The 26,170-nt window shown below is 61.5% G+C and carries 23 protein-coding genes and 1 other RNA gene; 5 read left to right on the top strand and 19 right to left on the bottom strand.

Features of this window, described 5'->3' with window-relative positions:
• Positions 1 to 24 precede the first annotated feature (24 nt).
• From pdxA to QQJ86_RS09975, 4 genes are all read left to right on the top strand, one after another.
• Positions 25 to 1,029: a 4-hydroxythreonine-4-phosphate dehydrogenase PdxA gene (pdxA, locus tag QQJ86_RS09990; protein ID WP_284320792.1), complete on the top strand. Its 1,005-nt coding sequence runs from the start codon at positions 25 to 27 to the stop codon at positions 1,027 to 1,029.
• A complete protein-coding gene (gene rsmA, locus QQJ86_RS09985; protein WP_284320791.1) occupies positions 1,026 to 1,814 on the top strand; it encodes a 16S rRNA (adenine(1518)-N(6)/adenine(1519)-N(6))-dimethyltransferase RsmA in 789 nt (262 codons plus the stop codon). Before pdxA ends, rsmA begins: the two co-directional genes overlap by 4 nt.
• A 95-nt stretch (positions 1,815 to 1,909) precedes the next feature.
• Positions 1,910 to 2,293: a Co2+/Mg2+ efflux protein ApaG gene (apaG, locus tag QQJ86_RS09980; RefSeq protein WP_284320790.1), complete on the top strand. Its 384-nt coding sequence runs from the start codon at positions 1,910 to 1,912 to the stop codon at positions 2,291 to 2,293.
• Positions 2,294 to 2,345: 52 nt separating this feature from the next.
• Positions 2,346 to 3,194 carry a symmetrical bis(5'-nucleosyl)-tetraphosphatase gene (locus tag QQJ86_RS09975; RefSeq protein WP_284320789.1) on the top strand — a complete coding sequence of 283 codons (849 nt, stop codon included), beginning with the start codon at positions 2,346 to 2,348 and terminating at the stop codon, positions 3,192 to 3,194.
• A 58-nt stretch (positions 3,195 to 3,252) separates the two neighbouring features.
• Here QQJ86_RS09975 and secA read toward each other — a convergent pair whose 3' ends face one another.
• Complete coding sequence (gene secA / locus QQJ86_RS09970; protein WP_284320788.1) at positions 3,253 to 5,985, bottom strand: preprotein translocase subunit SecA; 2,733 nt, start codon at positions 5,983 to 5,985, stop codon at positions 3,253 to 3,255.
• A 191-nt stretch (positions 5,986 to 6,176) separates the two neighbouring features.
• Positions 6,177 to 7,109 (bottom strand): M23 family metallopeptidase, encoded by a 933-nt coding sequence (locus QQJ86_RS09965; protein ID WP_284320787.1) that lies wholly within the window; start codon positions 7,107 to 7,109, stop codon positions 6,177 to 6,179.
• A gap of 27 nt (positions 7,110 to 7,136) precedes the next feature.
• Between QQJ86_RS09965 and QQJ86_RS09960 the strand changes: the two genes are divergently transcribed.
• A complete protein-coding gene (locus QQJ86_RS09960; protein WP_284320786.1) occupies positions 7,137 to 7,616 on the top strand; it encodes a DciA family protein in 480 nt (159 codons plus the stop codon).
• 205 nt (positions 7,617 to 7,821) lie between these two features.
• Here QQJ86_RS09960 and lpxC read toward each other — a convergent pair whose 3' ends face one another.
• From lpxC to rsmI, 17 genes are all read right to left on the bottom strand, one after another.
• Positions 7,822 to 8,736 carry a UDP-3-O-acyl-N-acetylglucosamine deacetylase gene (gene lpxC / locus QQJ86_RS09955; protein WP_284320785.1) on the bottom strand — a complete coding sequence of 305 codons (915 nt, stop codon included), beginning with the start codon at positions 8,734 to 8,736 and terminating at the stop codon, positions 7,822 to 7,824.
• Positions 8,737 to 9,219: 483 nt separating this feature from the next.
• Positions 9,220 to 10,401, bottom strand: a complete 1,182-nt coding sequence (gene ftsZ, locus QQJ86_RS09950) for a cell division protein FtsZ (protein WP_284320784.1) — start codon at positions 10,399 to 10,401, stop codon at positions 9,220 to 9,222.
• Positions 10,402 to 10,524: 123 nt separating this feature from the next.
• Positions 10,525 to 11,757 (bottom strand): cell division protein FtsA, encoded by a 1,233-nt coding sequence (gene ftsA / locus QQJ86_RS09945; protein WP_284320783.1) that lies wholly within the window; start codon positions 11,755 to 11,757, stop codon positions 10,525 to 10,527.
• Positions 11,754 to 12,491: a cell division protein FtsQ/DivIB gene (locus QQJ86_RS09940; protein WP_284320782.1), complete on the bottom strand. Its 738-nt coding sequence runs from the start codon at positions 12,489 to 12,491 to the stop codon at positions 11,754 to 11,756. Before QQJ86_RS09940 ends, ftsA begins: the two co-directional genes overlap by 4 nt.
• Positions 12,488 to 13,426: a D-alanine--D-alanine ligase gene (locus QQJ86_RS09935; RefSeq protein ID WP_284320781.1), complete on the bottom strand. Its 939-nt coding sequence runs from the start codon at positions 13,424 to 13,426 to the stop codon at positions 12,488 to 12,490. The genes QQJ86_RS09940 and QQJ86_RS09935 overlap by 4 nt, the downstream gene beginning before the upstream one ends.
• A complete protein-coding gene (gene murC / locus QQJ86_RS09930; RefSeq protein ID WP_284320780.1) occupies positions 13,423 to 14,865 on the bottom strand; it encodes a UDP-N-acetylmuramate--L-alanine ligase in 1,443 nt (480 codons plus the stop codon). The genes QQJ86_RS09935 and murC overlap by 4 nt, the downstream gene beginning before the upstream one ends.
• Positions 14,862 to 15,935, bottom strand: coding sequence for an undecaprenyldiphospho-muramoylpentapeptide beta-N-acetylglucosaminyltransferase (gene murG / locus QQJ86_RS09925; protein ID WP_284320779.1), 1,074 nt, complete (start codon positions 15,933 to 15,935; stop codon positions 14,862 to 14,864). Before murG ends, murC begins: the two co-directional genes overlap by 4 nt.
• Positions 15,932 to 17,170, bottom strand: coding sequence for a putative lipid II flippase FtsW (gene ftsW / locus QQJ86_RS09920; protein ID WP_284320778.1), 1,239 nt, complete (start codon positions 17,168 to 17,170; stop codon positions 15,932 to 15,934). The genes murG and ftsW overlap by 4 nt, the downstream gene beginning before the upstream one ends.
• A gap of 3 nt (positions 17,171 to 17,173) precedes the next feature.
• On the bottom strand, positions 17,174 to 18,256 hold the full coding sequence (mraY, locus tag QQJ86_RS09915) for a phospho-N-acetylmuramoyl-pentapeptide-transferase (RefSeq protein ID WP_284320777.1): 1,083 nt from the start codon (positions 18,254 to 18,256) through the stop codon (positions 17,174 to 17,176).
• Positions 18,246 to 19,613 (bottom strand): UDP-N-acetylmuramoyl-tripeptide--D-alanyl-D-alanine ligase, encoded by a 1,368-nt coding sequence (locus tag QQJ86_RS09910; protein WP_284320776.1) that lies wholly within the window; start codon positions 19,611 to 19,613, stop codon positions 18,246 to 18,248. Before QQJ86_RS09910 ends, mraY begins: the two co-directional genes overlap by 11 nt.
• Positions 19,610 to 21,088 (bottom strand): UDP-N-acetylmuramoyl-L-alanyl-D-glutamate--2,6-diaminopimelate ligase, encoded by a 1,479-nt coding sequence (locus QQJ86_RS09905; protein ID WP_284320775.1) that lies wholly within the window; start codon positions 21,086 to 21,088, stop codon positions 19,610 to 19,612. The genes QQJ86_RS09910 and QQJ86_RS09905 overlap by 4 nt, the downstream gene beginning before the upstream one ends.
• Positions 21,085 to 22,890: a peptidoglycan D,D-transpeptidase FtsI family protein gene (locus tag QQJ86_RS09900; protein ID WP_423372836.1), complete on the bottom strand. Its 1,806-nt coding sequence runs from the start codon at positions 22,888 to 22,890 to the stop codon at positions 21,085 to 21,087. Before QQJ86_RS09900 ends, QQJ86_RS09905 begins: the two co-directional genes overlap by 4 nt.
• 17 nt (positions 22,891 to 22,907) lie before the next feature.
• Positions 22,908 to 23,180 (bottom strand): cell division protein FtsL, encoded by a 273-nt coding sequence (gene ftsL / locus QQJ86_RS09895; RefSeq protein ID WP_284320773.1) that lies wholly within the window; start codon positions 23,178 to 23,180, stop codon positions 22,908 to 22,910.
• Positions 23,177 to 24,100 carry a 16S rRNA (cytosine(1402)-N(4))-methyltransferase RsmH gene (rsmH, locus tag QQJ86_RS09890; RefSeq protein ID WP_284320772.1) on the bottom strand — a complete coding sequence of 308 codons (924 nt, stop codon included), beginning with the start codon at positions 24,098 to 24,100 and terminating at the stop codon, positions 23,177 to 23,179. The genes ftsL and rsmH overlap by 4 nt, the downstream gene beginning before the upstream one ends.
• Before the next feature lie 49 nt (positions 24,101 to 24,149).
• Positions 24,150 to 24,596, bottom strand: a complete 447-nt coding sequence (mraZ, locus tag QQJ86_RS09885) for a division/cell wall cluster transcriptional repressor MraZ (RefSeq protein WP_284320771.1) — start codon at positions 24,594 to 24,596, stop codon at positions 24,150 to 24,152.
• Between the two features lie 271 nt (positions 24,597 to 24,867).
• Positions 24,868 to 25,232, bottom strand: an RNA gene (gene rnpB, locus QQJ86_RS09880) — RNase P RNA component class A.
• 54 nt (positions 25,233 to 25,286) lie between these two features.
• Positions 25,287 to 26,114 (bottom strand): 16S rRNA (cytidine(1402)-2'-O)-methyltransferase, encoded by an 828-nt coding sequence (gene rsmI / locus QQJ86_RS09875; RefSeq protein ID WP_284320770.1) that lies wholly within the window; start codon positions 26,112 to 26,114, stop codon positions 25,287 to 25,289.
• Between the last annotated feature and the right edge of the window lie 56 nt (positions 26,115 to 26,170).

Raw genomic sequence — 26,170 nt, 5'->3', positions numbered from 1 at the left:
GGCGATGCCGCGCGAGTAAAAGTCATGACTACGCTCGCGCTGCCGCGGCTCGCCCTCACCGCCGGCGAGCCTGCAGGTGTCGGTCCGGAGTTGCTCGTTCGATTGGCCGCCACTTCGTTGGCGGCCAATTTCGTTGCGATCACTGATCGCGCCCTGCTTGAACGCGCTGCCACGCGTTGCGGCGCCTCGCTTCAATTAATCGACGACGACGGCGAAGCCATCACTCGTCGTCTACCGGGCACGCTGCGCGTTCGGCACGTGCCATTGGTGATGACCGAGGTGCCAGGCCAACCTGATCCACGCAACGCCCGTCACGTGTTGGACACGTTGAGCGAAGCTGCGAACGGCTGCATGGCTGGCCGCTACGCGGCCGTCGTCACGGCGCCACTGCAGAAGTCTTCAATCAATGACGCGGGTATACGCTTCAGCGGGCATACTGAGTTTTTCGCCGAGCAGAGCCGCGCCGACGTCGTGATGATGCTGGCCAGCCCGGAACTGCGCGTGGCACTGGCCACTACACACCTACCGCTGCATGCCGTATCGGCCGCCATTGACGCTGTGTCGCTGGAGCGCACCTTGCGTATCGTGCATCAAGAGCTGTGTGCGAAATTCGGCTTCGATGCACCGCGCATCGCGGTGCTCGGGCTCAATCCGCATGCTGGCGAAAGCGGCCATATCGGGCGCGAAGAGATCGATACAATCATCCCTGTGATGAACAAGCTGCGCCAGGAAGGCATGCAGTTGCTCGGCCCCCTCCCCGCCGATACGGCTTTCGTGCCCGCACAGCGCGAACGCTACGATGCAGTGCTGGCGATGTATCACGACCAGGCGCTGCCAGTGTTGAAGAGCGAAGCCTTCGATCGCACGGTCAACATCACGCTTGGCCTTCCCTTCATTCGTACTTCGGTGGACCACGGCACGGCACTGGATCTTGCCAGCACAGGCAAGGCCGATCCTTCCAGCTTGATCGCTGCGGCGCGCATGGCGCTGGATCTGGTCACGCGCAGCACCACCCATAAAAACCCATGAATGCTCCTGCCCGCCCCAAGAAAAGTTTCGGCCAGCACTTCCTGCACGAACGCCGTTACATCGAACGCATCGTCGCCGCCATCTCGCCCCGTCCGGATGATTTCCTGGTGGAGATCGGTCCCGGAGAAGGTGCACTGACCTTTCCGTTGCTGACGGTCGCCGGAAAGCTCACCGCCATCGAATTGGATACGGACTTGATTCCGGATCTGCAAGCCAAGGCGGTAGGCATCGGCGAATTATCGATCGTGCACGCCGACGTGCTGAAAGTGGATTTCACCGCCATGGCACATCGCGCAGGTGTAACGCGATTGCGCATCGCGGGCAATCTGCCGTACTACATCTCCAGTCCGATCCTGTTCCATTGCGTCGAGCATTCGGCGGCGATTACCGACATGCACTTCATGTTGCAGAAGGAAGTGGTCGATCGCATGGCGGCGGAGCCCGGCAGCAAGGTATATGGACGTCTATCTGTCATGTTGCAGCTCGCATGTCGCGTGGAGCCGTTGTTCGATGTGCCGCCCGGCGCATTCCGGCCACCACCGAAAGTGGATTCATCCGTAGTGCGACTCGTACCGCTACCTGCTGGTGCGCGCCATGACGCCGATCCGGCACGTTTGTACGCAATCGTGAAGGCGGCCTTCGCACAACGTCGCAAGACGCTTGGCAATGCGTTGCGCCAGCTGATGGACGCCGATGCCATCCGAGCTGCGGATGTCGATCCCAAAGCGCGTGCCGAAACCCTGGCGCCAGGAGATTTCGTCAGGCTCGCCAAGGCTCCCTGCTAGGGCGAACCGGGACAACGTCACCCGCACATCATATTGGGGTTCGGCTGGGCCGTACCCCAACCTACGCGGTGTTCCGACTCCGCTACAATGCGCCCATGATCAAGAAATCTCCCTACACGATCGACGTGCAGGTGCAAACCCGCTTCGTCCCCGATCAGTCCGCCCCTAACGAGAACCGCTACGTTTTTGCCTACACGATCAAGTTGCACAACGCGGGGGGCGTACCTGCACGCCTGCTCACCCGCCATTGGGTGATCACGGATGCCAACGGCAAGGTGGAGGAAGTGTTCGGCGAAGGTGTGGTGGGCGAACAACCGTGGATGCGTCCGGGTGATGATTATGAATACACATCCGGCGCAGTCCTGGAAACGGCCGTCGGCACCATGCACGGCAGCTATCAGATGATGGCTGACGACGGTACGCGCTTCGAAACGCCCATCCCGGCTTTCACGCTTTCCATCCCTCGAACGCTGCATTGATCGAGGATTCGTTTATGACGGGCGCGCGGCAGATCTTCGAGGTGATGCGCTGATGGCCATCTACGCGATCGGCGATATCCAGGGTTGCTATCCGGAATTGCAACGCTTGCTGGAGAAACTGCGCTTTGATCCGGCCGCAGATCGTCTGTGGTTCTGCGGTGATCTCGTCAATCGCGGCGGACAGTCGCTGGAAACGCTGCGCCTGGTTTATTCATTGCGCGACAACTCGGTGGTCACACTAGGCAACCACGATCTCAGCCTGCTCGCCATCGGGCAGCGCAAGCAGGATGCGCAGGCGCGCGTGAATCCGGAATTGCGTGAAGTGCTATTTGCAGAAGATGCGCCTACCTTGCTCGACTGGTTGCGCACGCAGAAGCTGCTCCATCACGACGAGACGATCGGCTGGACCATGGTGCATGCGGGTCTGGCGCCGAGCTGGACGCTGAAACAAGCGCAGCGCTGCGCCATGGAAATCGAGCGCGAGCTGTCCAGTCCACGCCATCCGCGTTTGTTGAAGAATCTTTTCGGCAACCGGCCTGCGGCGTGGGCCAGCCGGCTGCAAGGCATCGAGCGCATGCGCGCGTCAATCAATACGCTGACTCGTATGCGCTACTGCGACGTCAACGGCCGCATCGATTTCGAAAGTAAGGATGCACCCGGCACGCAAAAGCCCGGCATGTATCCATGGTTCGAAGTACCCGGTATGCGCAAGCGCGACGCGCGCATCGTGTGCGGTCACTGGTCAGCACTTGGGCGCTTTGCTGGCCTAGGCGTATACGGCATCGATACCGGTTGCGTATGGGGCGGCAAGCTCACCGCGATGCGCCTGGATTGCGAGGAGCCGCAGTACATCACAGTGGATGCGGAGCCGCACCGCAAGCGGACACCAGGCGAAGATTAAGTGCTAGCTGCTCCCCCTCCCCGTCCTTAATCAAAGATGGGGAGAGGGGATCAGGCGATCAGCTCAACTGCCCGTGGCAGTGCTTGTACTTCTTGCCCGAACCGCACGGGCACGGATCATTACGACCGACTTTCGGACCCGTCACGACCGGCTCAGCCGTCGCGGCCTCTTGCGACAGTGATGCAGGCGCATCCATGCCCAGCGCGCCACCGGCCGGCGCACCGCCGCCAGTCGCTTGCATCTGGCGCGCCATGCGCTCAGCCAGACGCTGCTGTTCGGCTTCCATCGCAGCGACTTCCTCTTCGCTGCGGATGCGAATGCGCGCCAGCATCTGAGTCACCTCAGTCTTGATGCGCGCCAGCATCTGCGAGAACAGTTGGAAGGATTCGCGCTTGAAGGCTTGCTTGGGATCCTGCTGGGCATAGCCGCGCAGATAAATGCCCTGGCGCATGTAGTCCATGCTGGAAAGATGCTCCTTCCACGCATTGTCCAGCACGCTCAGCATGATGTGCTTTTCAAGCTGGCGCATGGTTTCTGTGCCGATCTGCGTTTCCTTCGCCTGGAACATATCTCCGACCAGCGTGCGCACATGCTCCAGCATGGTGTTCGAATCGGCTTCGGATTGCTGTTCCAGCCACGGCTTGAGCTGGGCCGAAATGCCGAAGTCGCTTTCCAGTTCGCGCTCGAGGCCAGCGATGTCCCACTGTTCGTCGATGCTGTCGGCCGGCACATAGCGGCGCACCAGATCGTTGACCACGTCTTCGCGGATGTCGGCGATGGTGGCGGAGACCTCTTCTTCTTCCAGCAACTCGTCACGCTGGCGATAGATCACCTTGCGCTGGTCGTTGGCAACGTCATCGTATTCGAGGAGGTTCTTGCGGATGTCGAAGTTGTGCTGCTCGACTTTGCGCTGCGCCTTTTCGATCTGGCGGCTGATCATGCGATCTTCCAGCGCCTCGTCTTCCTTCATACCGAAGCGCTTCATCCAGCGCACCAGGCCTTCGCCGCCGAAGATGCGTAGCAGGTTGTCTTGCAGCGACAGATAAAAGCGCGAGGAGCCCGGGTCACCCTGACGACCGGAACGGCCGCGCAGCTGATTGTCGATACGGCGGGATTCGTGACGCTCAGTGCCGACGATGTGCAAACCGCCGGCGTCGATGACTTGTTCGTGGCGTTTCTGCCACTCCGACTTTACGCGTGCGCGGTCCAGGTCGCTGGCATCGTCACCCAGCGTGTGCAATGCCGCCTCCAGACTTCCGCCGAGCACAATGTCGGTACCACGGCCGGCCATGTTGGTAGCGATGGTGACGGAGCCAGGCATGCCGGCCTGCGCCACGATGTGCGCTTCACGCTCGTGCTGCTTGGCGTTGAGCACTTCGTGCGGAATCTTTTCCTTGTTCAGCAGATTGGACAGAAGTTCGGACACGTCGATCGACGCAGTACCGACCAACACCGGCTGACCGCGGCGGTGGCAATCGCGGATGTCCTCGATCACTGCCTTGTATTTCACGTCCTGGCTGAGGAACACCATGTCCGCATTGTCTTTGCGGATCATCGGCTTGTGGGTGGGAATCACCACCACTTCCAGACCGTAGATCTGCTGGAATTCGTACGCTTCGGTATCGGCCGTACCGGTCATGCCGGCCAGCTTTTTGTACATGCGGAAGAGGTTCTGGAAGGTGACCGTGGCCAGCGTCTGGTTCTCACGCTGGATCGGCACACCTTCCTTCGCTTCAACCGCCTGGTGCAAGCCATCGGACCAGCGGCGGCCCGGCAGCGTACGGCCGGTGAATTCGTCGACGATGATCACTTCGCCATCGCGCACGATGTACTCGACGTCGCGCTGATAAATCGCGTTCGCGCGCAAGGCTGCATTGAGGTGATGCACGATGGCGAGGTTGCGCGCGTCGTACAGGCTACTTTCCGAGTCGATGACCTTCGCCTGCTGCAGCAGCTCTTCCGCATGTTGCATGCCCTCTTCGGAGAGATGCACCTGCTTCTGCTTTTCATCCACCCAGTAATCGCCAGGGCCGTCTTCCACCGACTGGCGGGTCATGCGCGGCACGATCTTGTTCACCGCGATGTAGAGCTGCGGCGAATCCTCGGCCGGCCCGGAGATGATCAGCGGCGTGCGCGCTTCGTCGATCAGGATCGAGTCCACTTCGTCGACGATGGCGTAGTGCAGGCCGCGCTGTACGCGCTGATCCTTGGACAACGCCATGTTGTCGCGCAGGTAGTCGAAGCCGTATTCGTTGTTGGTGCCGTAGGTGATATCAGCGGCATAGGCAGAATGCTTGTCGGCTTGATCCATACCCGGATACACCACGCCCACGCTCATGCCGAGGAAGTTGTACAGCTTCCCCATCTGGGCCGCGTCGCGCTTGGCCAGGTAGTCGTTGACGGTGACGACATGCGTGCCCTTGCCTTCGAGCGCGTTCAGGTACACCGGCGCCGTGGCCACCAGGGTCTTGCCTTCACCGGTGCGCATTTCGGCAATCCTGCCCATGTGCAGCACCATGCCGCCGATCAGCTGGACATCGTAATGGCGCATGCCGAGTACGCGCTTGGCGCCCTCGCGCACGACGGCGAAAGCTTCTGGCAGAAGCTTGTCCAAGGTCTCGCCATTGGCGATGCGTTGCTTGAATTCGTCGGTCTTGCCGCGCAGGGCCTCGTCGCTGAGCTTCTCGAACTCAGGCTCCAGCGCGTTGATGCGCGCGACGGTTTTGGACAGCTGGCGCAGTACTCGTTCGTTACGGCTGCCAAATAGGCTCGTCAGGGCACGGTTAAGCATCGATCTTCCGGATCTGGAAACTGAAAGGGTGGCCGCCCGGCAAACCCGGACGGACAAAGGCTTGATGATACTAGGGTCCGCCGGCTATCCCAAACGCAAGAAAGCGCTAGCGTGCCGCATCAACGAGGCGCATCAACGGGGAAGGGGTGGCGGTACGGCGGCGCGCTTTCAAGGGCCACGCCGATGTTTGCTCAGCGATGGTTCTTGACGTACGCCAGCGGATTGACGACACGTCCGTTGTACCAGACCTCAAAATGCACGTGCGAGCCGGTAGAACGGCCGGACGAGCCGGCCTCGGCGATCTCATCGCCCACGCGCACATGTTGGCCGGGACGCGCCAGCAGCTTGCTGTTGTGCGCATAGCGGGTCATGTAGCCGTTGCCGTGGTCGATTTCCACCACGTTGCCGTAGCCATTGCGCACGCCGGCATAGGTGATCATGCCTTCAGCCACGGTGCGCACTGGGCTACCGTAAGGCACGGCGATGTCCAGGCCGGTGTGACGGGCAGCCATCCCATCGAAGGGGTCAGCACGTACGCCGAAATACGAAGAAATATAGCCATCTGCCGGCATGCCGGTGGGCTTTAGATTCGAATCGATGCGCGCATTCAGCAGCAAACTCTGCATGGCGTTCAATTGCGCCTGCTGAGTCTCGAACTGGGTGGCCAGCTGGCTGATGCCGGCATCAAGCGTCTGCGGCAAGGCATAAGCGCTACTGCCGTCGGTCACTTCCACACCGCCCACCGGCGGCGGCTGATCGAAATTGAATTCGTTGCTGTCGAGCTTACCCACCTGCACCAGACGCTCGCCCAATGCATTGATGCGGGTAGCTTGAGCCTGCAACTGGCCAAGCTTGATGGCCAGCGCGTCGAGCTGCCGATGCGCGTCATCGCGCAGGTCACCCAATTGCTTGTCCTGCTGCTTTACCTGTTGATGCAACGCGTTGATCTCTGCCATCGCGCGATCACGCGGACTGGCCACTGCCAACGCAACGCCAGCACCGATGCTCGCCAGAGCGAGCACGATCGCAGCTCCGATACTCCATACACGCCAGCGCAAATGCGGGTTGGTGAGATCCAAGGTTTTGGGCACCTTCCCTGCGCGTGAGACGAGTATGATTTGCATGTCGTTACCGGTTTGAAGTTTTTACTTATGCAGCGCGACGTTCCTACCTCTCACCGCACCGGACATGGGCCCCGACCCATTACCGATGTCGGTCCTGTCGCTGCGCTGGCCAAACAGGCCGGCAAGCTTGAGGCATTGGACCGCGCACTACGCCAGACGTTGCCATCGCCCCTGCGTGAGCAGGTCAGATTCGCCAATCTCCGTGACGACCGTCTTGTATTCCTGGCTTCCTCGCCGGCTTGGGCATCGCGCCTACGTCTACAACAGACGCAGATACTCGCTGCCGCACGCGCCATCGGCGCGAATGCCAGCTCAATCATCGTGAAAGTGGCCCCCCTTCCTCCGCCTGACCCACAGCCGGAGCAATCAAAACCGCTTTCGACTGCTGCAGCCCTTCACCTGAAGGCCGCAGCAGGCTCCATCCATGATCCCGAATTACGAGCAATGTTCCTGGAACTGGCGTCCGTCGCCGAAACGGCGAATTCCACCCCCTCCGCAACATCCTGAGCTGCTGGTGCTTGTTCCGGGTAAAGGCGAGCAAGCCGCCTGCCCCGACACGGAAGCCGGTTTTATACCACGGCATACCCCACCCAGGTCTCTATGACCTGTGGTCATAACGTGAACCCGGGGACGACAAAAGTGTGATCGTCATCACAAAAATGAACAGACCGGGCTCAAAGACCCGGTCTGCAAGGGTGACGCAAGCGATTTTTCAGATTGCCTGAGCGGGATGGGCGTAGGAGATCGGGGCGGTGGCCGGATCGTCCTGGTAGCTGACTTCTTCCCACGCGGAGGCATCGGCCATCAGCGTGCGCAGCAGCTTGTTGTTCAACTCGTGGCCCGACTTGTGTGCGTAGTAAGCACCGATCAGGCTGTGACCAAGCAGATAGAGATCGCCGATCGCATCGAGGATCTTGTGCTTGACGAACTCGTCTTCGTAGCGAAGGCCGTCTTCGTTGAGCACACGATAGTCATCGAGCACCACCGCGTTATCCATCGAACCGCCGAGCGCAAGATTGTGTTCACGCAGCATCTCGATGTCGCGCATGAAACCGAACGTACGCGCGCGGCTCACTTCTTTGACGAACGACGTGGTAGAGAAGTCGATCTCGGCGCGCGAAGTGCGCTTGGAAATGATCGGGTGATTGAACTCGATCGAGAAGCCGACCTTAAAACCTTCAAACGGCTCGAAGCTGGCCCATTTATCGCCTTCCTGCACTTTCACCGGCTTTTTGATGCGGATGAAACGCTTCGGTGCGGACTGCTCTTCGATGCCCGCCGATTGCAGAAGGAAAACGAACGGACCGGCGCTGCCGTCCATGATCGGCACTTCCGGCGCAGACAGATCGACGTATGCATTGTCGATGCCCAAGCCCGCCATCGCCGACAGCAAGTGTTCCACGGTTGAAACACGTACGTCGCCATTGACCAGCGTAGTGGACAAACGTGTGTCGCCCACGTGATCGGGACGTGCATGGATCTCTACCGGAGGATTGAGATCGGTGCGACGGAAGATGATGCCGGTATTCGGTGCCGCCGGACGCAACGTCATATAGACCTTGTCGCCGGTATGCAGACCGACGCCGGTGGCACGGATGATGTTCTTCAACGTACGCTGCTTAATCATTTATTGGGTACCTATAGGGGCAGCAGCCAATTCGAGCTGGGATGCTAACACAGTCTTAACCTGCGGAAAAACAAACCGTACCGTATTGAACGGACAATCCTTCATTTTCCTTTCATCAAATAATGCGAGTCATTCGCATCCCGATGCTGCAAGCACTATAGGTAAATCAAGTACTTGCGATTCGACACAGAATCCCGCGCCGGGGACGGGAAGATCCGGCAACGAGATTCTGGACTGGCGGCATGGAATCCCACTCCACACCAGCCAATCGTGCGCCATCCTTAAGATCGCACCGCCTATCGCATTCAACGCATGAACACGACGCCAGCCGACATCAGTGACGTCCCCCTGCCGCAGCTGGCTATCCAGCCGCGAAAGGTGGCGGAAAGGGAGGATACCCTCCTCGCCCCGCACAGGGAACACTGACAAGTTAATGCGTCGTTAGTTCATGCTCTCTCTACTTCTTCACATACTGAGTGCCTCTTAGTCGGCCTGACGGCGCAAAAAGGCCGGAATGTCCAGGTAATCGAAGCTCGGGTCGGCGCTCTTGGCCGGACCCTCGCCCCCGCGCGGGTTGCTGGCCGCGAGCTCCGGCTGGGCGTAATCCACCACCTCGTTGCCGGTACCGGTACGCAGCACGATCGGACGGGGACGCTGGCGCATTTCCACCTGCTGACCGGTAACCCGCTGCACAGGCTGGCGGGCGGCAGCGCGGTTGAGGCCGGTGGCCACTACCGTCACGCGTACATCGTCCTGCATTTCCGGATCGAGCGAGGTACCGATCACCACCGTGGCGTCTTCGCTGGCGAAGTCGTGGATGATGCGGCCGATTTCGTCGAACTCGCGCATGGTGAGGTTCGGACCGGCAGTGACGTTTACCAGGATGCCGCAGGCACCATTGAGGTTGACGTCTTCCAGCAACGGGTTGTTGATCGCCGCTTCCGCTGCCGCCTGAGCACGGTCGTCACCACGGGCCGTACCCGAGCCCATCATCGACAGACCCATTTCGCTCATCACCGTACGCACGTCGGCGAAGTCGACGTTGATCAGGCCCGGCGCCGTGATCAAATCGGCGATGCCTTGCACCGCGCCCAACAACACATCGTTGGCGGCTTTGAAGGCATTGAGCAGCGTCACCTCACGGCCGAGCACCGAGAGCAGCTTTTCGTTCGGCACCGTGATCAGCGAGTCGACATGCTGCGACAGATCTTCGATACCCTTCAACGCCACCTGCATGCGGCGACGGCCTTCAAACGGAAACGGCTTGGTAACCACTGCAACCGTCAGAATGCCCTTCTCTTTCGCTAGCTGAGCCACCACCGGCGCTGCGCCCGTGCCGGTGCCACCGCCCATGCCGCATGTAATGAACACCATATCCGCGCCTTCGAGCATTTCCTCGATGCGCTCGCGATCTTCCAGTGCGGCCTGGCGGCCAACTTCCGGATTGGCGCCCGCGCCCAGGCCCTTGGTGACGTTCGCGCCGAGCTGCAGGTGCATGCGCCCGCCGCAACCCTTCATGGCCTGTGCATCCGTGTTGCACACCACGAAGTCGACGCCTTCGATGTTGGAGTTAAGCATGTGCGCCACGGCATTGCCGCCGCCGCCGCCCACGCCAATGACTTTGATCACCGCATTCGGTGCCAGTTTTTCGACCAGTTCAAACATTTCCCGTCCTCCGTAGAGCTTTCGTTGTCGTTGTAACCGCGAGTCGACTCCTGTCTTCTCGTGGTGGTGAGCGAACCTCCATTCGCCCTGGCTGCGCCTCCTGCGCCACCTAACCCTTCGTTTCTAAAAATTCTTGGTGATCCACGTACGTAATTTGTCGACCAGGCCGCCGACGCTTCCGCCGGAAGGACCGCTGGCGCGCATGCCGCCGGAGCGCGCACCGTGCAACAGCAAGCCCACACCGGTGGAATGCAACGGATTGGCGATGACTTCGCCCAAACCCACCACATGCTGCGGCACGCCGATGCGCACCATCTTGTGGAAGATCTCTTCTGCCAATTCGAGCGCACCTTCCATGCGCGACGCGCCACCAGTTAGCACCACGCCAGCGGCGACCAAACTGTCATAGCCGGAACGGCGCAGTTCGTCCTGCACCATTTCGAAGATTTCTTCGTAACGCGCCTGCACGCTCTGCGCGAGTGATTGCCGCGCCAGACGACGAGGCGGACGATCGCCCACGCTCGGCACCTGGATGGTTTCTTCCGCGTGCGCGAGCTGCGCCAGTGCGCAGGCATACTTGATCTTGATTTCCTCGGCGTGCGCAGTCGGCGTGTGTACGCCGTAGGCGATGTCGTTGGTGACCTGATCGCCCCCCACCGGCAGCGACTTGGTGTAACGGATCGAACCTTGCGTGTAGATCGCGATGTCGGTGGTGCCTGCACCGATATCGACCAGGCACACGCCCAGTTCGCGTTCGTCGTCGGTGAGCACCGATTTCGCGCTGGCCACGGCCGAAGGCACCAGCTCGTCGACCGAAAGTCCGCAACGCTGGATGCACTTGCTGATGTTCTGCACCGCCGCGGCCGCGCCCGTCACTAGATGCACCGAAGCCTCCAGACGCACGCCGCTCATGCCAACCGGCGAGCGGATACCGTCCTGGCCATCGATGCGGTACTCCTGCGACTCCTTATATAAGACCTTGCGGTCAGCCGGGATCGCCACCGCGCTCGCAGCTTCCAATACTTGGTCGAGATCGCCCGGCGCCACTTCGCGATCGCGAATGGCAGCCGTGCCATGCGAGTTGCGCGTTTCCAGGTGGCTGCCAGAAATGGATGCATACACCGAGCGAATGTCGCAACCGGCCATCAGCTCGGCTTCTTCCACCGCGCGCTGGATCGAGTGCACAGTGGATTCGATATCCACCACTGAACCGCGCTTCATGCCGCGCGAGACATGCGAGCCGATGCCGATCACTTCGATCGGCTCACCCGGCTCGTACTCGCCCACGATCGCCACCACTTTCGAGGTGCCGATGTCGAGGCCGACTACCAATTGCTTATCGCTTTTGCCTTTCATGTGCGTGGCGTGCCTCCGGCGGTCGGGACGGCCGTCACTTGCGGCCATTTCACGGCAAAGCCGTTGGTGTAACGAAGATCGGCGTACTCGAAGCTTTGCGGGTGTCCTGCTGCCATCTGCGGATAAACGTCGAGAAAGCGCTGCAGGCGGCGACCCGCCTGATTGCGATCACCGATCACGATCTGCGCACCGGAGTCAGTCGCTACGCTCCAACTGCCGCGCTCGGTCAACGTGACGCCGGTGATTTTCAGATGCGTGCCGGTAAACGCCTTCTGCACATCGGCAAAGAAGCTCACCACTTCAGCGAGATGATCATCGGGGCCGTGCAAATCGGGCAACTGGTTGTAGTCGGTCGCATCCGGCACGGTGAACACCTTGCCTTCGCGGCTGATCAGCGCATTGGTGTTCCAACGCGCAAACGGTTGCCGCTCGTACACGCGCAGCAGCAAGGTATCCGGCCAGCGCTTGCTCGCTTCCACCGATTCCACCCAGGGCAATGCGGCCACTGTTTTCTGCACGGTATCCAGATTCAATGCGAAGAAGCCTTTGCCCAGGCGCGGCAGCACGGCGGCGCGGATCTGCTCCGCGCTCACATGCTTGAACTCGGCCTGCACCATCAACTGGGTGACCGGCCAGCGGTCGGCGGCGAACCAGCCGCTCAACACACCGACGATCGGCGTGACCACCAGGGCGATGGCCAGCAACCAGGCGACGAGGCGAATGCTTCCCCTCATTGCTCCTCCCTGAAACTGGTTTCCAACACGCGCCAGCACAGTTCCTGGTAGTCGATACCCGCAACGGCTGCGGCTTTCGGCACCAGCGAATGCGAAGTCATGCCCGGCGCGGTGTTCACCTCCAGCAACCAGTTGCGGCCTTCGCGATCACGCATCACGTCGACGCGACCCCAACCAAAACAACCCAGCGCGTCGAACGCTTCCAACGAGAGAGCGCGCAACGAAGCTTCTGCTTCACCTTCGAGACCAGGACAGATGTATCGAGTGTCTTCGGCGATGTATTTCGCGTTGTAGTCGTAGAACGCGCCCTTCGGCACGATGTGAATGCTCGGCAACACTTGGCGGCCAAGGATGCCAACGGTGAGTTCATCGCCGACGATCAGCGTTTCCATCAGCAGATCGCCCGGATATTTCTGCGCGAGTTCTACCGCGGCATCCAGATCCTTTTCTTCGAATACGCGCGTCACGCCTACGCTGGACCCTTCGCACGCAGGCTTTACGATCAGCGGAAAACCGATTTCCTTAGCCGCGGCATGCACGTCCGCACCGCGCGGCAACGCTACGAATTTTGGTGTCGGCAGACCTAGCGACTGCCACACACGCTTGGAACGCGTCTTGTCCATCGACAGTGCGGAACCCAGCACGCCCGAGCCGGTATATGGCACATGCAGCGATTCCAGCGCGCCCTGCAGTACGCCATCTTCGCCGCCGCCGTGCTGGCCATGCAGGATGTTGAACACGCGCGCGAAATGGCCCGCACGCAACGCATCCAGCAATGCCGGAATGCCGTCGATCCCATGCGCATCCACGCCGCGCGCTTTCAGCGCCGCGAGCACGTTGCGGCCCGAGTCGAGCGATACCTCGCGCTCGGCCGAGCTGCCGCCCATCACGACGGCGACGCGGCCAAACTGGGCGGGGTCGGTAATCTTTCTCATGTCTCGCTCGTCCTCAAATGACCGGCTTGTGCCAGCTCCACCGCCGCGGCGCCGATGTCACCGGCGCCCAGCAGCAGCAGCAAGTCGCCGTCGCGCAGCAACGTCGGCAGAGTGTCTTTCAATTCGCGCGGATGACTTATCAGCACTGGATCAACCTTGCCGCGCGCACGCACGGCGCGTGCCAGGGCACGTCCATCCGCACCGGCAATCGGCGCTTCGCCAGCCGGATAAACCTCGGTCAGCACCAACACATCGGCTTCGGCCAGCACGTTGGCGAAGTCGTCGAGCAGATCGCGCGTGCGGCTGTAGCGGTGCGGCTGGAAGCCCACCACCAGGCGGCGATCCGGCCAGCCACCACGTGCTGCTGCAAACACGGCGGCAAGCTCGCGCGGATGATGACCGTAGTCATCGACCAACATCACCTTGCCTTGGTCGATCGCGATCTCACCACGGCGATGGAAGCGGCGGCCCACACCTTGGAAATGTTTCAACGCATGCGCGATGGCATCCGCCTCTACCCCGAGCTGCCAACCGATCGACGCGGCAGCCAGTGCATTGAGCACGTTGTGGCGTCCCGGCAGGTTGAGCGTGACCGGAATGGCTTTGTTCACACCTGGCAGCAGCAGGTCGAAATGCATCTCGAAACCTTGCTGGCGCACGTTGACGGCACGCACGTCCGCACCCTCGGCATCGATGCCGTAGGTCATCACGCGGCGTACAGTGAGCTTGGCCAGCTCGGCCACTTCCGGATCATCCACACACAGCACAGCCAGGCCGTAGAACGGCAGGCGATGCAGGAAATCCGAGAACGCCTTGCGCACCAGCGCGAAGTCGCCGTGGTAATTCTCCAGATGATCGGCATCGATATTGGTGACGACCGCGATCACAGGCGACAGCAGCAGGAACGAACCGTCTGATTCGTCCGCTTCAGCCACCAGATACTGCCCCGTGCCCAAGCGGGCATTTGCGCCTGCCGCATTGAGCTGGCCACCGATCACGAAAGTGGGATCGTAGTTGGCTTCGGCCAGCACGCTGGCGGCGAGGCTCGTCGTAGTGGTCTTGCCATGCGTGCCGGCGATGGCAATGCCACGGCGGAAACGCATCAATTCGCCCAGCATCTCCGCGCGCGGGATGACTGGGATGCGCGATTCACGCGCAGCGACCAGTTCCGGGTTGTCGTTCTTGATCGCGCTGGACGTCACGACGACGTCCGCATCACCGATGTGTGCGGCGGCGTGGCCAATGCGCACATCGATGCCGAGTTGACGCAGGCGTTGCGCGGTCGGCGATTCGCTGCGATCCGAACCGGACACGGCATACCCAAGGTTGTGCAGCACTTCGGCAATGCCGCTCATACCCACACCACCGATGCCAATGAAATGCACACGGCGGAAGGTGCTCATCAAATCTTCGTGCGCAAGTAAACGACGCGGCGTCATGCGGCCACCTCCACACAGGCGCGCGCGATATCCGCGGCAGCATCCGGCTTAGCCAACGTGCGCGCGGCTTCCGCCATCGCAAGCAGCTTGGCGGGATCACCCAGCAGCGCAGTCAAACGCTGCGCCAAATCCTTCGTATTCAAATCACGTTCCTGGATCAATTCGGCTGCACCGGCGGCGACCAGCGCCTCGGCGTTGCGGGTCTGGTGGTCGTCCACCGCATGCGGGAACGGCACTAGCACGGCGCCCAGACCACATGCAGTGAGTTCGGCGAGCGTCAACGCGCCCGCGCGACACACCGCAAGATCAGCCCACGCATAGGTGCCAGCCATGTCTTCGATAAACGGTACGATGCGCGCCTCCACACCGGCATCGGCATACGCTTTGCGTGCTTCGTCGATACCCCGATTGCCGCACTGATGCAGCACTTCTGGCCGTTGCTCGATCGGCATGTCAGCAAGCGCTTGCGGCACGGATGTATTCAACGCGCGCGCACCTAGACTTCCACCAAGCACCAGCAAGCGCGGTTTGCCGCTGCGCTCAGCCATGCGTTGTGCAGGCGATGGCAACGAAGCGATCGCACCACGCACGGGATTGCCCACCCACTCAGCATTCGGCAGCGCGTCAGCAAAACCTGCCATCACGCGGCGTGCATGCTGCGCCAGCTTGCGATTGGTGAAACCGGCCACGCGATTCTGTTCGTGCACCAGCAGCGGCCGATGCAGCAAACGCGCAGCCACACCGCCTGGACCCGCCACATACCCCCCCATCGACAGCACGCTGCGCGGCTTCAGCCGATGCAGCACAGCCAACGACGAAAGCAATGCGCGCATCAACATCCACGGCGCGAGCAATCGCGTCTTCATGCCCTTGCCACGCAAGCCGCCCACCGTAATCGTGTGCAGCTCGATACCGTGCGCCGGCACCACTTTGGTTTCCATGCCGCCTTGCGCGCCCAGCCACACTACCGGCACACCTTGCGCGCGCAGCGTTTCCGCCACGGCTAGGCCGGGGAAGATGTGGCCACCGGTGCCACCGGCCATGATCAGCACGGGTGCCTGCGCGCTCATGCTGCCACCGCCTCGCGCTCGCGCGCGTTGTTCGGATTGGCATCCGACACCGCCGCTGCAGGTGCACGTGTAGCCATCTGCCGCGCATCGAGCGCACGATAGATTTCATATGTCGCGCGCAACAACACGCCCGCCATCGCGCAAGTCAGCACGATCGACGAACCACCATAGCTGATCAACGGCAAGGTGAGACCCTTGGTCGGCAGCGCGCCAAGGTTCACGCCAATCGACACCATCGTCTGCAAGCCGATCAACAGCGAAACACCGAAGGCGATATAGCCGGCGAAACGCTGACCGATTTCCACGCCCTTCAGGCCCACACTCAGGCCGCGCCATACGACCAGCGCAAACAACCCCATCACCACCACGATGCCGAGCAAGCCGAGTTCTTCGCCGATCACCGCGAAGATGAAGTCCGTGTGTGCTTCGGGCAGATACGACAGCTTCAACACACTCGAACCAAGCCCGACCCCCATCCACTCGCCGCGACCAATCGCCATCAGCGATTGCGTGAGCTGGAAGCCATCGGCGAACGGATCCTTCCAGGGATCCATGAATGAAGTGAGCCGCTTCATGCGATAGCTTTCGCTGGTCGCCGCGATCGCCAATAGCGGCATCAGCGGCAGGCCCATGATGAACAGGAAGATCGGCCGCGCGCCGCCCAGCCACACCAATGCGAGCGTCACAGCGATCATCAGCGTCGCCGAACCAAAGTCCGGCTGCGCAAGTAGCAGCAGCACCATCACGCCCGAAACCGCGATCGGCTTGATCAAGCCGAGAAACCGCGTCTCGATGCTCTCGCGATGGCGAACCAGATAACTGGCTAGATACACCACCAGGATCAGCTTCACGGCTTCCACCGGCTGGAACGACGTAACGACCAGATTCAACCAGCGCCGCGCGCCATTGAGGCGCATACCCAAGTGCGGCACGAATACCGCCAGCAGCATGATGAAAGCCACCAGCATCAGGAAGAAGGCGTGCTTCTCCACCACTTTGAGTTCGGTGCGCATGGCGATACCCGCTGCCACGCAACCGAGCGCGAGATACAGCAGATGGCGCTTCAAGTAGTAGAACTCACCGATGTGCGTGCTGTCGGCCACGGCGATCGAACTCGATGTGACCATCACGACACCCACGCAGGCAAGACCGACCAAGGCCACTAGCAGCGGCAAGTCGAACTTGCCGCGCGGGCCTTGCCGGCGCTTTGCTTGAGTTGTGTCGAAACCGAACATGAATCAACGCACCTTCAACGTCGCCAAGCCAATCAGCACCAGCACCACGCTGATGATCCAGAACCGCACGATGACCCGAGGCTCGGGCCAGCCTTTCAATTCAAAGTGATGATGGATCGGCGCCATGCGGAAGATGCGCTTGCCGGTCATCTTGAAGCTGGCGACCTGCATCATCACCGACACTGTTTCCATCACGAACACGCCACCCATGATCAGCAGCACGATCTCCTGCCGCACGATCACCGCAATCGCCGCCAGCGCAGCGCCGATGGCCAGCGCACCGACGTCGCCCATGAACACCTGCGCGGGATAGGTGTTGAACCACAGAAAACCCAAGCCAGCCCCCGACAGTGCGCCACAGAAAATCGCGAGTTCGCCTGCGCCGGGAATCGAGGGAATTCCCAGGTATTCGGAAAACACGCGGTTACCGGCGAGATACGCAAAGATGCCCAGCGCGCCAGACACCAGCACAGTCGGCATGATCGCAAGGCCATCCAACCCGTCGGTGAGGTTCACCGCGTTGGAGAAGCCCACGATCATGAAGTACGCGAGCACGATGAAGAACACGCCCAGTGGTACTGCCACATGCTTGAACACCGGCACGTATAGCGCCGTTTCCGCCGGAATATTGGCCGTGTGAAACAAAAACCACGCCGCACCCAAACCGAACACCGACTGCCAAAAATATTTCCAACGCGAAGCGAGCCCGCGGCTGTCTTTCAACACCAGCTTGCGGTAATCGTCGTAGAAACCGATCGCGCCGTAGCAGAGCAGCACCAACAGCACCAGCCACACGTAGCGATTGTTGAGGTCCACCCATAGCAGCGTGGCGATGGCAACCGACAGCAGGATCATCACGCCACCCATGGTCGGCGTGCCTGCTTTCGAAAGATGCGTTTGCGGACCTTCCTTACGCACCACCTGGCCGGCCTTGAGCGCGGCGAGCTTGCGGATGAGCGCAGGACCAAACAGCAGCGACATCGCCATCGCCGTCAGCGCCGCCATGATCGTGCGGAACGTGATGTATTGGAAAAGGTGCGGCGTGGCGAAATGCCGTGCGAACCATTCGGCCAGTTCAAGCAGCATCGTGTGCGCCCCCCTCTGGCCGGCTGCTCTTAAGTGCAGTCACTACGTGTTCCATGCCCGCGGAATGCGAGCCCTTGATCAAACAGGTGACGCCCGCGTGCACTTGGGCACGCAACGCGTCGATCAGCTTTGCCTTGTCGGCAAAATGCGTAGCGCCCTCGCCGAACGCCTCCACAGCGGCGGCATTCAACGGGCCTACTGCGAACAGACGATGGATACCTTGCTGGCGCGCATGACGTCCGACACCCGCATGCAGAGCGCGCGCGTCCGCTCCGAGTTCGGCCATGTCGCCCAACACCAGCCAGCGCTCGCCGCTGGCCAACGCCAGCGTGTCGATCGCTGCATACATGGAACTCGGATTGGCGTTGTAGCTGTCGTCGATCAGCGTCCAGCCGTCCGGCATCGCGATGCGTTTCAGCCGGCCTTCGACGGCGCTCGCCTGTTCCAGGCCTGCGACGATGGTGTCCAGCGGAACATCCAGTGCAAGCGCAATGCTGCTTGCAGCGAGCGCGTTGGCGATATTGTGGCGACCCGGCAGCGGCAACTGCACTTCTGCATCACCGTGCGGTGTGCTCAGTACGAAGCGTGAACCGTCCACGCGCTGCTCCAGAATCTCCGCACCCACGTCAGCCTTGTGATCCAGGCCAAAACGCAGCACTCGGCGCCCACCAGCCAGACCCATGAAGAAACTGGCAAAAGCATCGTCGGCGTTGACCACCGCCACGCCATCCGCTGGCAGCGCGCGATACAGCGCGCCTTTGGTTTCTGCCACCATCTCGATCGTACCCATCCGCTCAAGATGCGCTGGTGCGATGAGATTCACGAGGCCGATATCGGGCCTGGCGATGGCAGCGAGATAGTCGATGTCGCCGGGCTTACCTGCACCCATTTCGAGTACAGCGTATTCAGTATCTTCCGGCATCCACAACAACGTCAGCGGCAGGCCGATCTCGTTGTTGTAGCTGCCGGTGTTGACGTGCGTGCGGCCATGGCGCGAAAGAATCGACGCAGCCAGGGTTTTTACCGTGGTCTTGCCATTCGAACCGGTGATGCCGATCACCCGTGCGTTGCGCTGCGCGCGCACGGCACTGGCCAGGTCGCCCAAGGCCAGTTCGGAACTCTGCACTTCCACCTGCGGCAGGTCACCTTCCACACGATGCTCGACCAAAGCCGCCACTGCGCCGCGCGCTTTCGCATCGGCGAGATAGTTATGGCCGTCCACGTGCTCGCCCTTGAACGCAACGAACAGATCGCCTGGCTTTATCTTGCGCGAATCGATGGCGATGCCAGTCACGCTGACATCGACACCGTGCAGCCGTCCGTGCGTCCACATGGCAATGGCGCTCAGCTGCATCATGCGTGGCTCTCCAAGGCAGCGCGCGCGACTGCCATGTCGTCGAACGCGCGCTTGCCGCCCGCGCTTTCCTGATAGGTTTCGTGGCCCTTCCCAGCAATCAACACGACATCTCCGGTACGCGCCATCGTCAATGCCGCACGAATCGCCGCTTCACGATCGCGCTGCACGGTGGCTGCCTGTGGCCGTGCCATGCCGGCCAAAATCTGCGCGACGATCACGTCGCCATCTTCGCCACGCGGGTTGTCGTCGGTGACGATGGCGACGTCGGCCAGCCGCTCGGCGATTTCGCCCATCTGCGGACGCTTGCCCGGATCGCGCTCACCACCGCAGCCGAACACGCAGATCAGCCGCGCCTCGCAATGTGCGCGCAACGCGTTGAGCGCCTGCTCCAATGCATCGGGCGTATGCGCATAATCGACCACGACCAGAGGCAATCCACGCAGACCGCCAATGCGATTCATGCGGCCGTTCACCGGATCGAGTGCTTCGACCGCCTCGACGATACGTTCGAATGATTCGCCCAGCGCACCGAGGCAACCGATGACGGTGAGCAGATTCGCCACGTTGAAGCGACCAAGCAAGTGGCTGCGAATCGTTTGGGCGCCCCACGGCGTGCGCAGTTTGAATGCCACGCCTTCGGCCGAGGTGACGATATCGCTGGCTTCGATATCGGCGTGCTCATTGCCTGCGCTGCTTAGCCGCCATCCGCGAACACTCGGCGGCAGCTTGCTAATCAATTGGCGACCGAAGGCATCATCGATATTGATCACTGCGGTTTTCAATCCCGGCCATGCGAACAGCTTGGCCTTGGCCGCACCATAGGCTTCCATGCTGCCGTGGTAGTCGAGATGATCGCGCGTGAGATTGGTGAACGCGGCAACATCGAACGCGGTGGCGGCAACGCGCCCTTGCTCCAGTGCGTGCGAAGACACTTCCATCGCCACGTGCGAGGCACCATCGCGGCGGAACTCGGCGAACAGCCGCTGCACCGCGATTGCGTCGGGCGTCGTGCGTTCGCCTTCCATCAATTGCCCATGCAGGCCAGCACCCAGCGTGCCGATGGTGGCGGCACGATGCCCCAGATGTTCCAGCGCCTGCGCCAGCAATTGCACGGTGGACGTCTTACCGTTAGTGCCGGTTACGCCGATCACGCGCATCGATTCCGAAGGACGGCCAAAAAAGCGCGAGGCGATTTCGCCCACGAAAGCGTGCAACCCGTCGATCCATAGCACCGGCACGCCTGGATCTTCCAAGTCGGCCGGCGCCGGCGTTTCGGCCAACACCACGCTGGCGCCGCGCTGTATCGCACCGCGTACGAATTCGATGCCGTGTCCGCGCGTACCGCGCAGCGCGAAGAACGCATCGCCGCTGCGCACCTGACGCGAATCCAGCGCAAGCCCGGAAACGACGACAGGCCCTGCGGCCTTCGTTTCGGCGATGCCTTGAAGCAGATGATCCAGACGCTGGCCGTTCATGGCTCTACGGCCTCCACGGCGGATTGATCATCTTGTTGTGCGTTCTGTGGCGGCGCGGTACCAGCCAATCCTCCGCCCGCCTGCAACGGGCCGCCGACGTACCAGCGCCCGATGTTGTCGGGTGGTACGTCAAGCAGGCGCAGCGCGCCGGTCATGACGCTCTGAAACACCGGTGCTGAAACCACACCGCCGTAGTAGACGTTTTTCTTGGGGTTATTGATCACTACCACGCCAATCAAGCGCGGATCAGTGGCGGGCACGATGCCAGCGAACAGCGAGTTGTAACTGTTCTTGGCGTAACCTCCGCCCGATGCCAGATGCGCCGTGCCGGTCTTGCCGGCCACGATGTAGTTGGCAATCTGCGCGCGCGTGGCCGAACCGCCCGGCGCAGTCACCGTCTCCAGCATGTCCACCAGCTCCCGGGCGATAGTTGGCGAAATGATCTGCTTGCCTGCATCGCTACCGCCCTTGATGAAAGTGGGCGTGTGCATCACGCCGCCATCCGCCAGCGTGGCGTACGCAACGGCCAGTTGCAGCGGCGTGACGTTAAGGCCATAGCCATAGGCCATGGTGGCTTTTTCGATGGGGCGCCAGCTTCGGCCGGGCCGCAGAAGACCGACCGATTCGCCCGGAAAACCGCTGCCCGTGCTTTCGCCGAAGCCGAACGCGCGATACGTGTCATACAGAAACTTGGTATCCAGCGACAGCCCGATCTTGGCCGCACCGATGTTGCTTGACTTGGTAAGCACGCCGGTCGGCGTAAGCACGCCGTTACCGCCGGACTCCACGTCACGGATGTCCTTACCCATGAACATCCAGTGGCCGTTGCCCGTATCGACCATCGGCGACGTGGGCGTGTACTTGCCACTGGAAAGGCCGGCCGCCATGGTGAACGTCTTCATGGTGGAGCCCGGCTCCACCACGTCGGTCACGGTGCGGTTGCGACGTGCCGCGGCCGGGCTGCCGGTGACGACGTTAGGGTTGTAAGTAGGTAAGCTCACCATGGCGAGAATCTCGCCGGTGCTTATATCCAGAATCACGATCTCACCAGAATCGGCGTCGAGATCCTGCAACTGTTTTTTCAGTTCGCTATAGGCGAGGAACTGAATGCGGCGATCGATGCTGAGCGTGAGATTCTGCCCAGGCTGCGGCGCGTGCACCTGTTCCACGTCTTCGACGATGCGGCCCATGCGATCGCGGATCACGCGCTTCGCACCTGGCTTGCCGGCCAGCCAATTGTCGAACGCAAGCTCCAGGCCTTCCTGGCCATGATCGTCGATGTTGGTGAAGCCGAGCACGTGCGCGGTCACTTCACCCGACGGGTAGTAGCGCTTGTACTCGCGCTGACCGTTGACGCCCGGAACACCCAGCGCAAGCACCGCTTGCGCCGCTTCCGGACTCATCTGCCTGCGCAGATAAGCGAAATCGCGATCGGCACGCTGCTCCAGGTACGACTTCAGCTCATCGGCATTGGTACCCAGCGCCTGCGCCAACGCCGGAATGCGGTCGGCGTTGTCGAGCACTTCCGACGGCACGCAGGTGATGGACACCATCGGCGTGGAGACCGCCAGCGGTTCGCCATTGCGGTCGAAGATCGTGCCGCGCGACACGGCGATCGGCACCACGCGCAGAAAGCGCGCGTCGCCCTGATCCTGGTAGAACTGTTTGCGCACCACCTGCAGATCGAAAGCACGCGCCATCAGACCCAGCGATGCGATACCAAGCAAACTGATCACCAGCAACATGCGTCGACGCGTGCTGGGGCCCGCACCTTTGCGGCGCGAGCTGGGCTTCGGAGCCATGGCGTGCTGCAGCCGATTCATGGCCGCACCAACTGCACGTCCTGCGGACGGGGCGTGAACATGCCGAGTTTCGTGCGCGCTTCGTTGTCGATGCGGCGCGGCTCGGCCCAGGTTGCCTGCTCCAGTTCGAGCTGGCCGTATTCGATGTTCAATGCGTCGCGCTGGCTTTGCAGTTGCGACAACTGCACGAAGAGCGCGCGACTCTGGTGGCGCGTCCATACCACGGCGATCGCGCTGACCATCGTCGCCACCAGCAGCAGCAAGAGCGAGAAGATGCCGACGGCCCTCATGCCAGCTTCTCCGCCACGCGCAGCACAGCGGAGCGTGCACGCGGGTTCGCCGACTGCTCCGCTTCGGAAGGAAATTGCGCTTTGCCGATCGCAGCCAGCCTAGCCGGCGCTGCAGCAACGGGAGGACCGCGGCGACTGCCTTGCACGCGACCGGAATGATCACGGATGAATTGCTTCACCATGCGATCTTCCAGCGAATGGAAGCTGATGATCGACAAGCGGCCACCGGGATTGAGCCGGTCGAGTGCCGCTTCGAGCCCACGCTCGAGCGCTTCCAGTTCGCCGTTCACGCGAATGCGCAGCGCCTGAAACGTACGTGTAGCCGGATGCTTGCCAGGCTCGCGCCGACCGATCAGGCGCTCCACCAAGGCCGCGAGTTCGCCGGTGCGGGTGATCGGCGATTCTTTGCGGCGCTCTACGATGGCGCGGGCGATCTTCCGGCTGAAGCGCTCCTCGCCGTAGATCCACAACACGTCGGCGATCTCGCGTTCTTCGGCGCGGGCGAGAAAATCGGCGGCACTTTCGCCCTGTGTGGGGTCCATGCGCATATCGAGCGGCGCATCGGCCATGAAGCTGAAGCCGCGGGAGGCTTCGTCCAGCTGCGGAGAGGAAACGCCGAGATCGAGCAGCACGCCGTCGAGACCAATGGCCGTCTCATCCCATTCGGCCAGCGTGGAGAAATTGGCGTGACGGATCGACACGCGCGGATCGGTGGCGAATTCTTTTTGCGCGGTGGCGATGGCCTGCGGATCACGGTCCATCAGCAGCAGTCGACCATCCGAACCCAGGCGCGACAGCACGACGCGGGCGTGACCGCCGCGTCCGAAGGTGCCATCGAGATAACGCCCGCCTTCCCGCACGGCGAGACCCTCCACCGCTTCATTCAGCATCACCGGGATGTGCAGCAACAGGTCGGCCATGCCGCACTCCCGCATTTGTTCGAATTCATCCCGCGCCGACCCTTTCGGTCTAAAGGCGCAGGTCCGCCATGTCGTCGCTGATTTCGTCTTCGCCGATGGTCTGGCGAATCTTGGCCAGGTGGGCCTGTTCGCTCCACAGGTCGAACTTGTTGCCCATGCCTAGCAAAACCGCCTTTTTCTCGATGCCGGCCGCAGTGCGTTGGCTGGCCGGCAACAGGATGCGCATGGCGCTATCCGGCTCCAGCATCGCCGCCGCACCGACCAGCTTCATCTGCAAGGCACGATGTACGGCCTTGACGCTCGGCAAGGCGTTCACCTGGTCGCGCACCCGCTCCCATTCAGCGTGCGGGAACAGCCAGAGGCAGCCCGACTCGAACGGGTTGTAGGTGATCACCAACCGATTGGCGCAAGCGCTCGTGACCAGCTCCCGATACGCAGTCGGGATGGCCAGTCGGCCCTTGTCATCGACGGTGATGGCGGTTTCGCCCTGGAACACGACCTAGAAAACTCCACGAAATCCCACGATTTCACACAGGGGCCCACGATAGTCTCGCCTTTTGAGACTGTCAACAATTTTTTGCTTGTGAATCAATAAGAAAGGCGCGGTTGTGGCGAAATTTCCAGTGTTTTCTAGAAAGACCGGCAAGAGCCTTGATTGGCATGGATTTTTGCCCGCAGGAAGTAAGCAAAGAGGAGGGGGGAGTGAGAGAAAAGCCGGACGATCCGCTCTCTCACTACCCGCTCCTCTTCACTCTGTCCTGAATGAAAGGTGGAGTCGGCCTATAAGCCGGGTTCTGTACGCCTTGCGGCGCGACAGTCATTCCTCTCGGCCAGGCGTCACCGCCTGGCTCCAGCAACCTACCCGGGAACAACGCGGGCCGCGTTATCGTTCCCCTATTCGGTCTTGCTCCGGGTGGGGTTTACCGTGCCACGCGGCGTTGGCCCCGCGCGCGGTGCGCTCTTACCGCACCATTTCACCCTTACCTGTGCCCTTTTGAGGCCATCGGCGGTTTGCTTTCTGTTGCACTGGCCGTCAGCTCACGCTGCCCAGGTGTTACCTGGCACCCTGCCCTGTGGAGCCCGGACTTTCCTCGATGCGCACATGGCGCGACGCGACTGTCCGGCCGACTCCGTTGGATAGTGTAGCTGGTGGAAGCAGTGAGTAGGTTTGCACCGCAACCTACGCTCACTCCTGATAAAGCTGCTTGCGTGGCGCTCCGCTGATCGCCGCGGCCAATTTCGCTGCCTTCGCGGGTGGAAGCTCCTCGCGCAGGATTGCAAACACGCGACGCCCTTCGGCTAGCTTCGCATCCGTATCGTCACCACGCCCTGCGACAAGAACCACGCACTCACCGCGCTGTTGATTCGGATCCTCCACCACACGCGCTGCCAATTGCGAAAGCGGCTCGCCGATCACTGTCTCGAACATTTTGGTGAGCTCGCGCGCCAGCACCGCTTCACGTTCCGCGCCGAACACATCGCGCATATCGGCAAGGCTCTCTGCGATGCGATGCGAGGATTCATAAAAGATCAACGTCCGCGGATCGCTCGCAAGTTCTTCCAGGCGACTGCGACGTGCCGCGGATTTGGGTGGCAGAAAGCCCTCGAACACGAAGCGATCGCTGGGAAGCCCTGCGACGGAAAGCGCCGTGATGGCCGCACACGCGCCGGGCACCGGTATGCAACGGATACCCGCTTCACGCGCTGCGCGTACCAGCCGAAAACCCGGATCGCTGATCAACGGTGTACCGGCATCCGAAATCAACGCCACAGATTCGCCTTGCTCCAGTCGCCGCACGATGGCAGCCACCGCTTCGCGCTCATTGTGTTCATGCAACGCCACCAGCGGCGTGCTGACGTTGTGCTGGAGCATCAACGGACGGCTGTGCCGGGTATCTTCAGCGGCAATCAACGCGACATTGCGCAAGGTTTCGATAGCGCGCGCGGAGATGTCATCACGATGACCAATTGGCGTTGCGACCACCCACAGGCAGCCCATTTGCTTGGATGACATTCCGGAACCCTTTTCGCGGCGAAGCAACGATGCGATCGGCTATGATCGCGCAATTG

It is taken from the genome of Dyella acidisoli (assembly GCF_030160295.1).
GTDB classification, from domain to species: domain Bacteria; phylum Pseudomonadota; class Gammaproteobacteria; order Xanthomonadales; family Rhodanobacteraceae; genus Dyella_B; species Dyella_B acidisoli.
The sequence above is the reverse complement of the archived record's forward strand: the minus strand, read 5'-3'. Positions and strand labels throughout refer to the sequence as shown.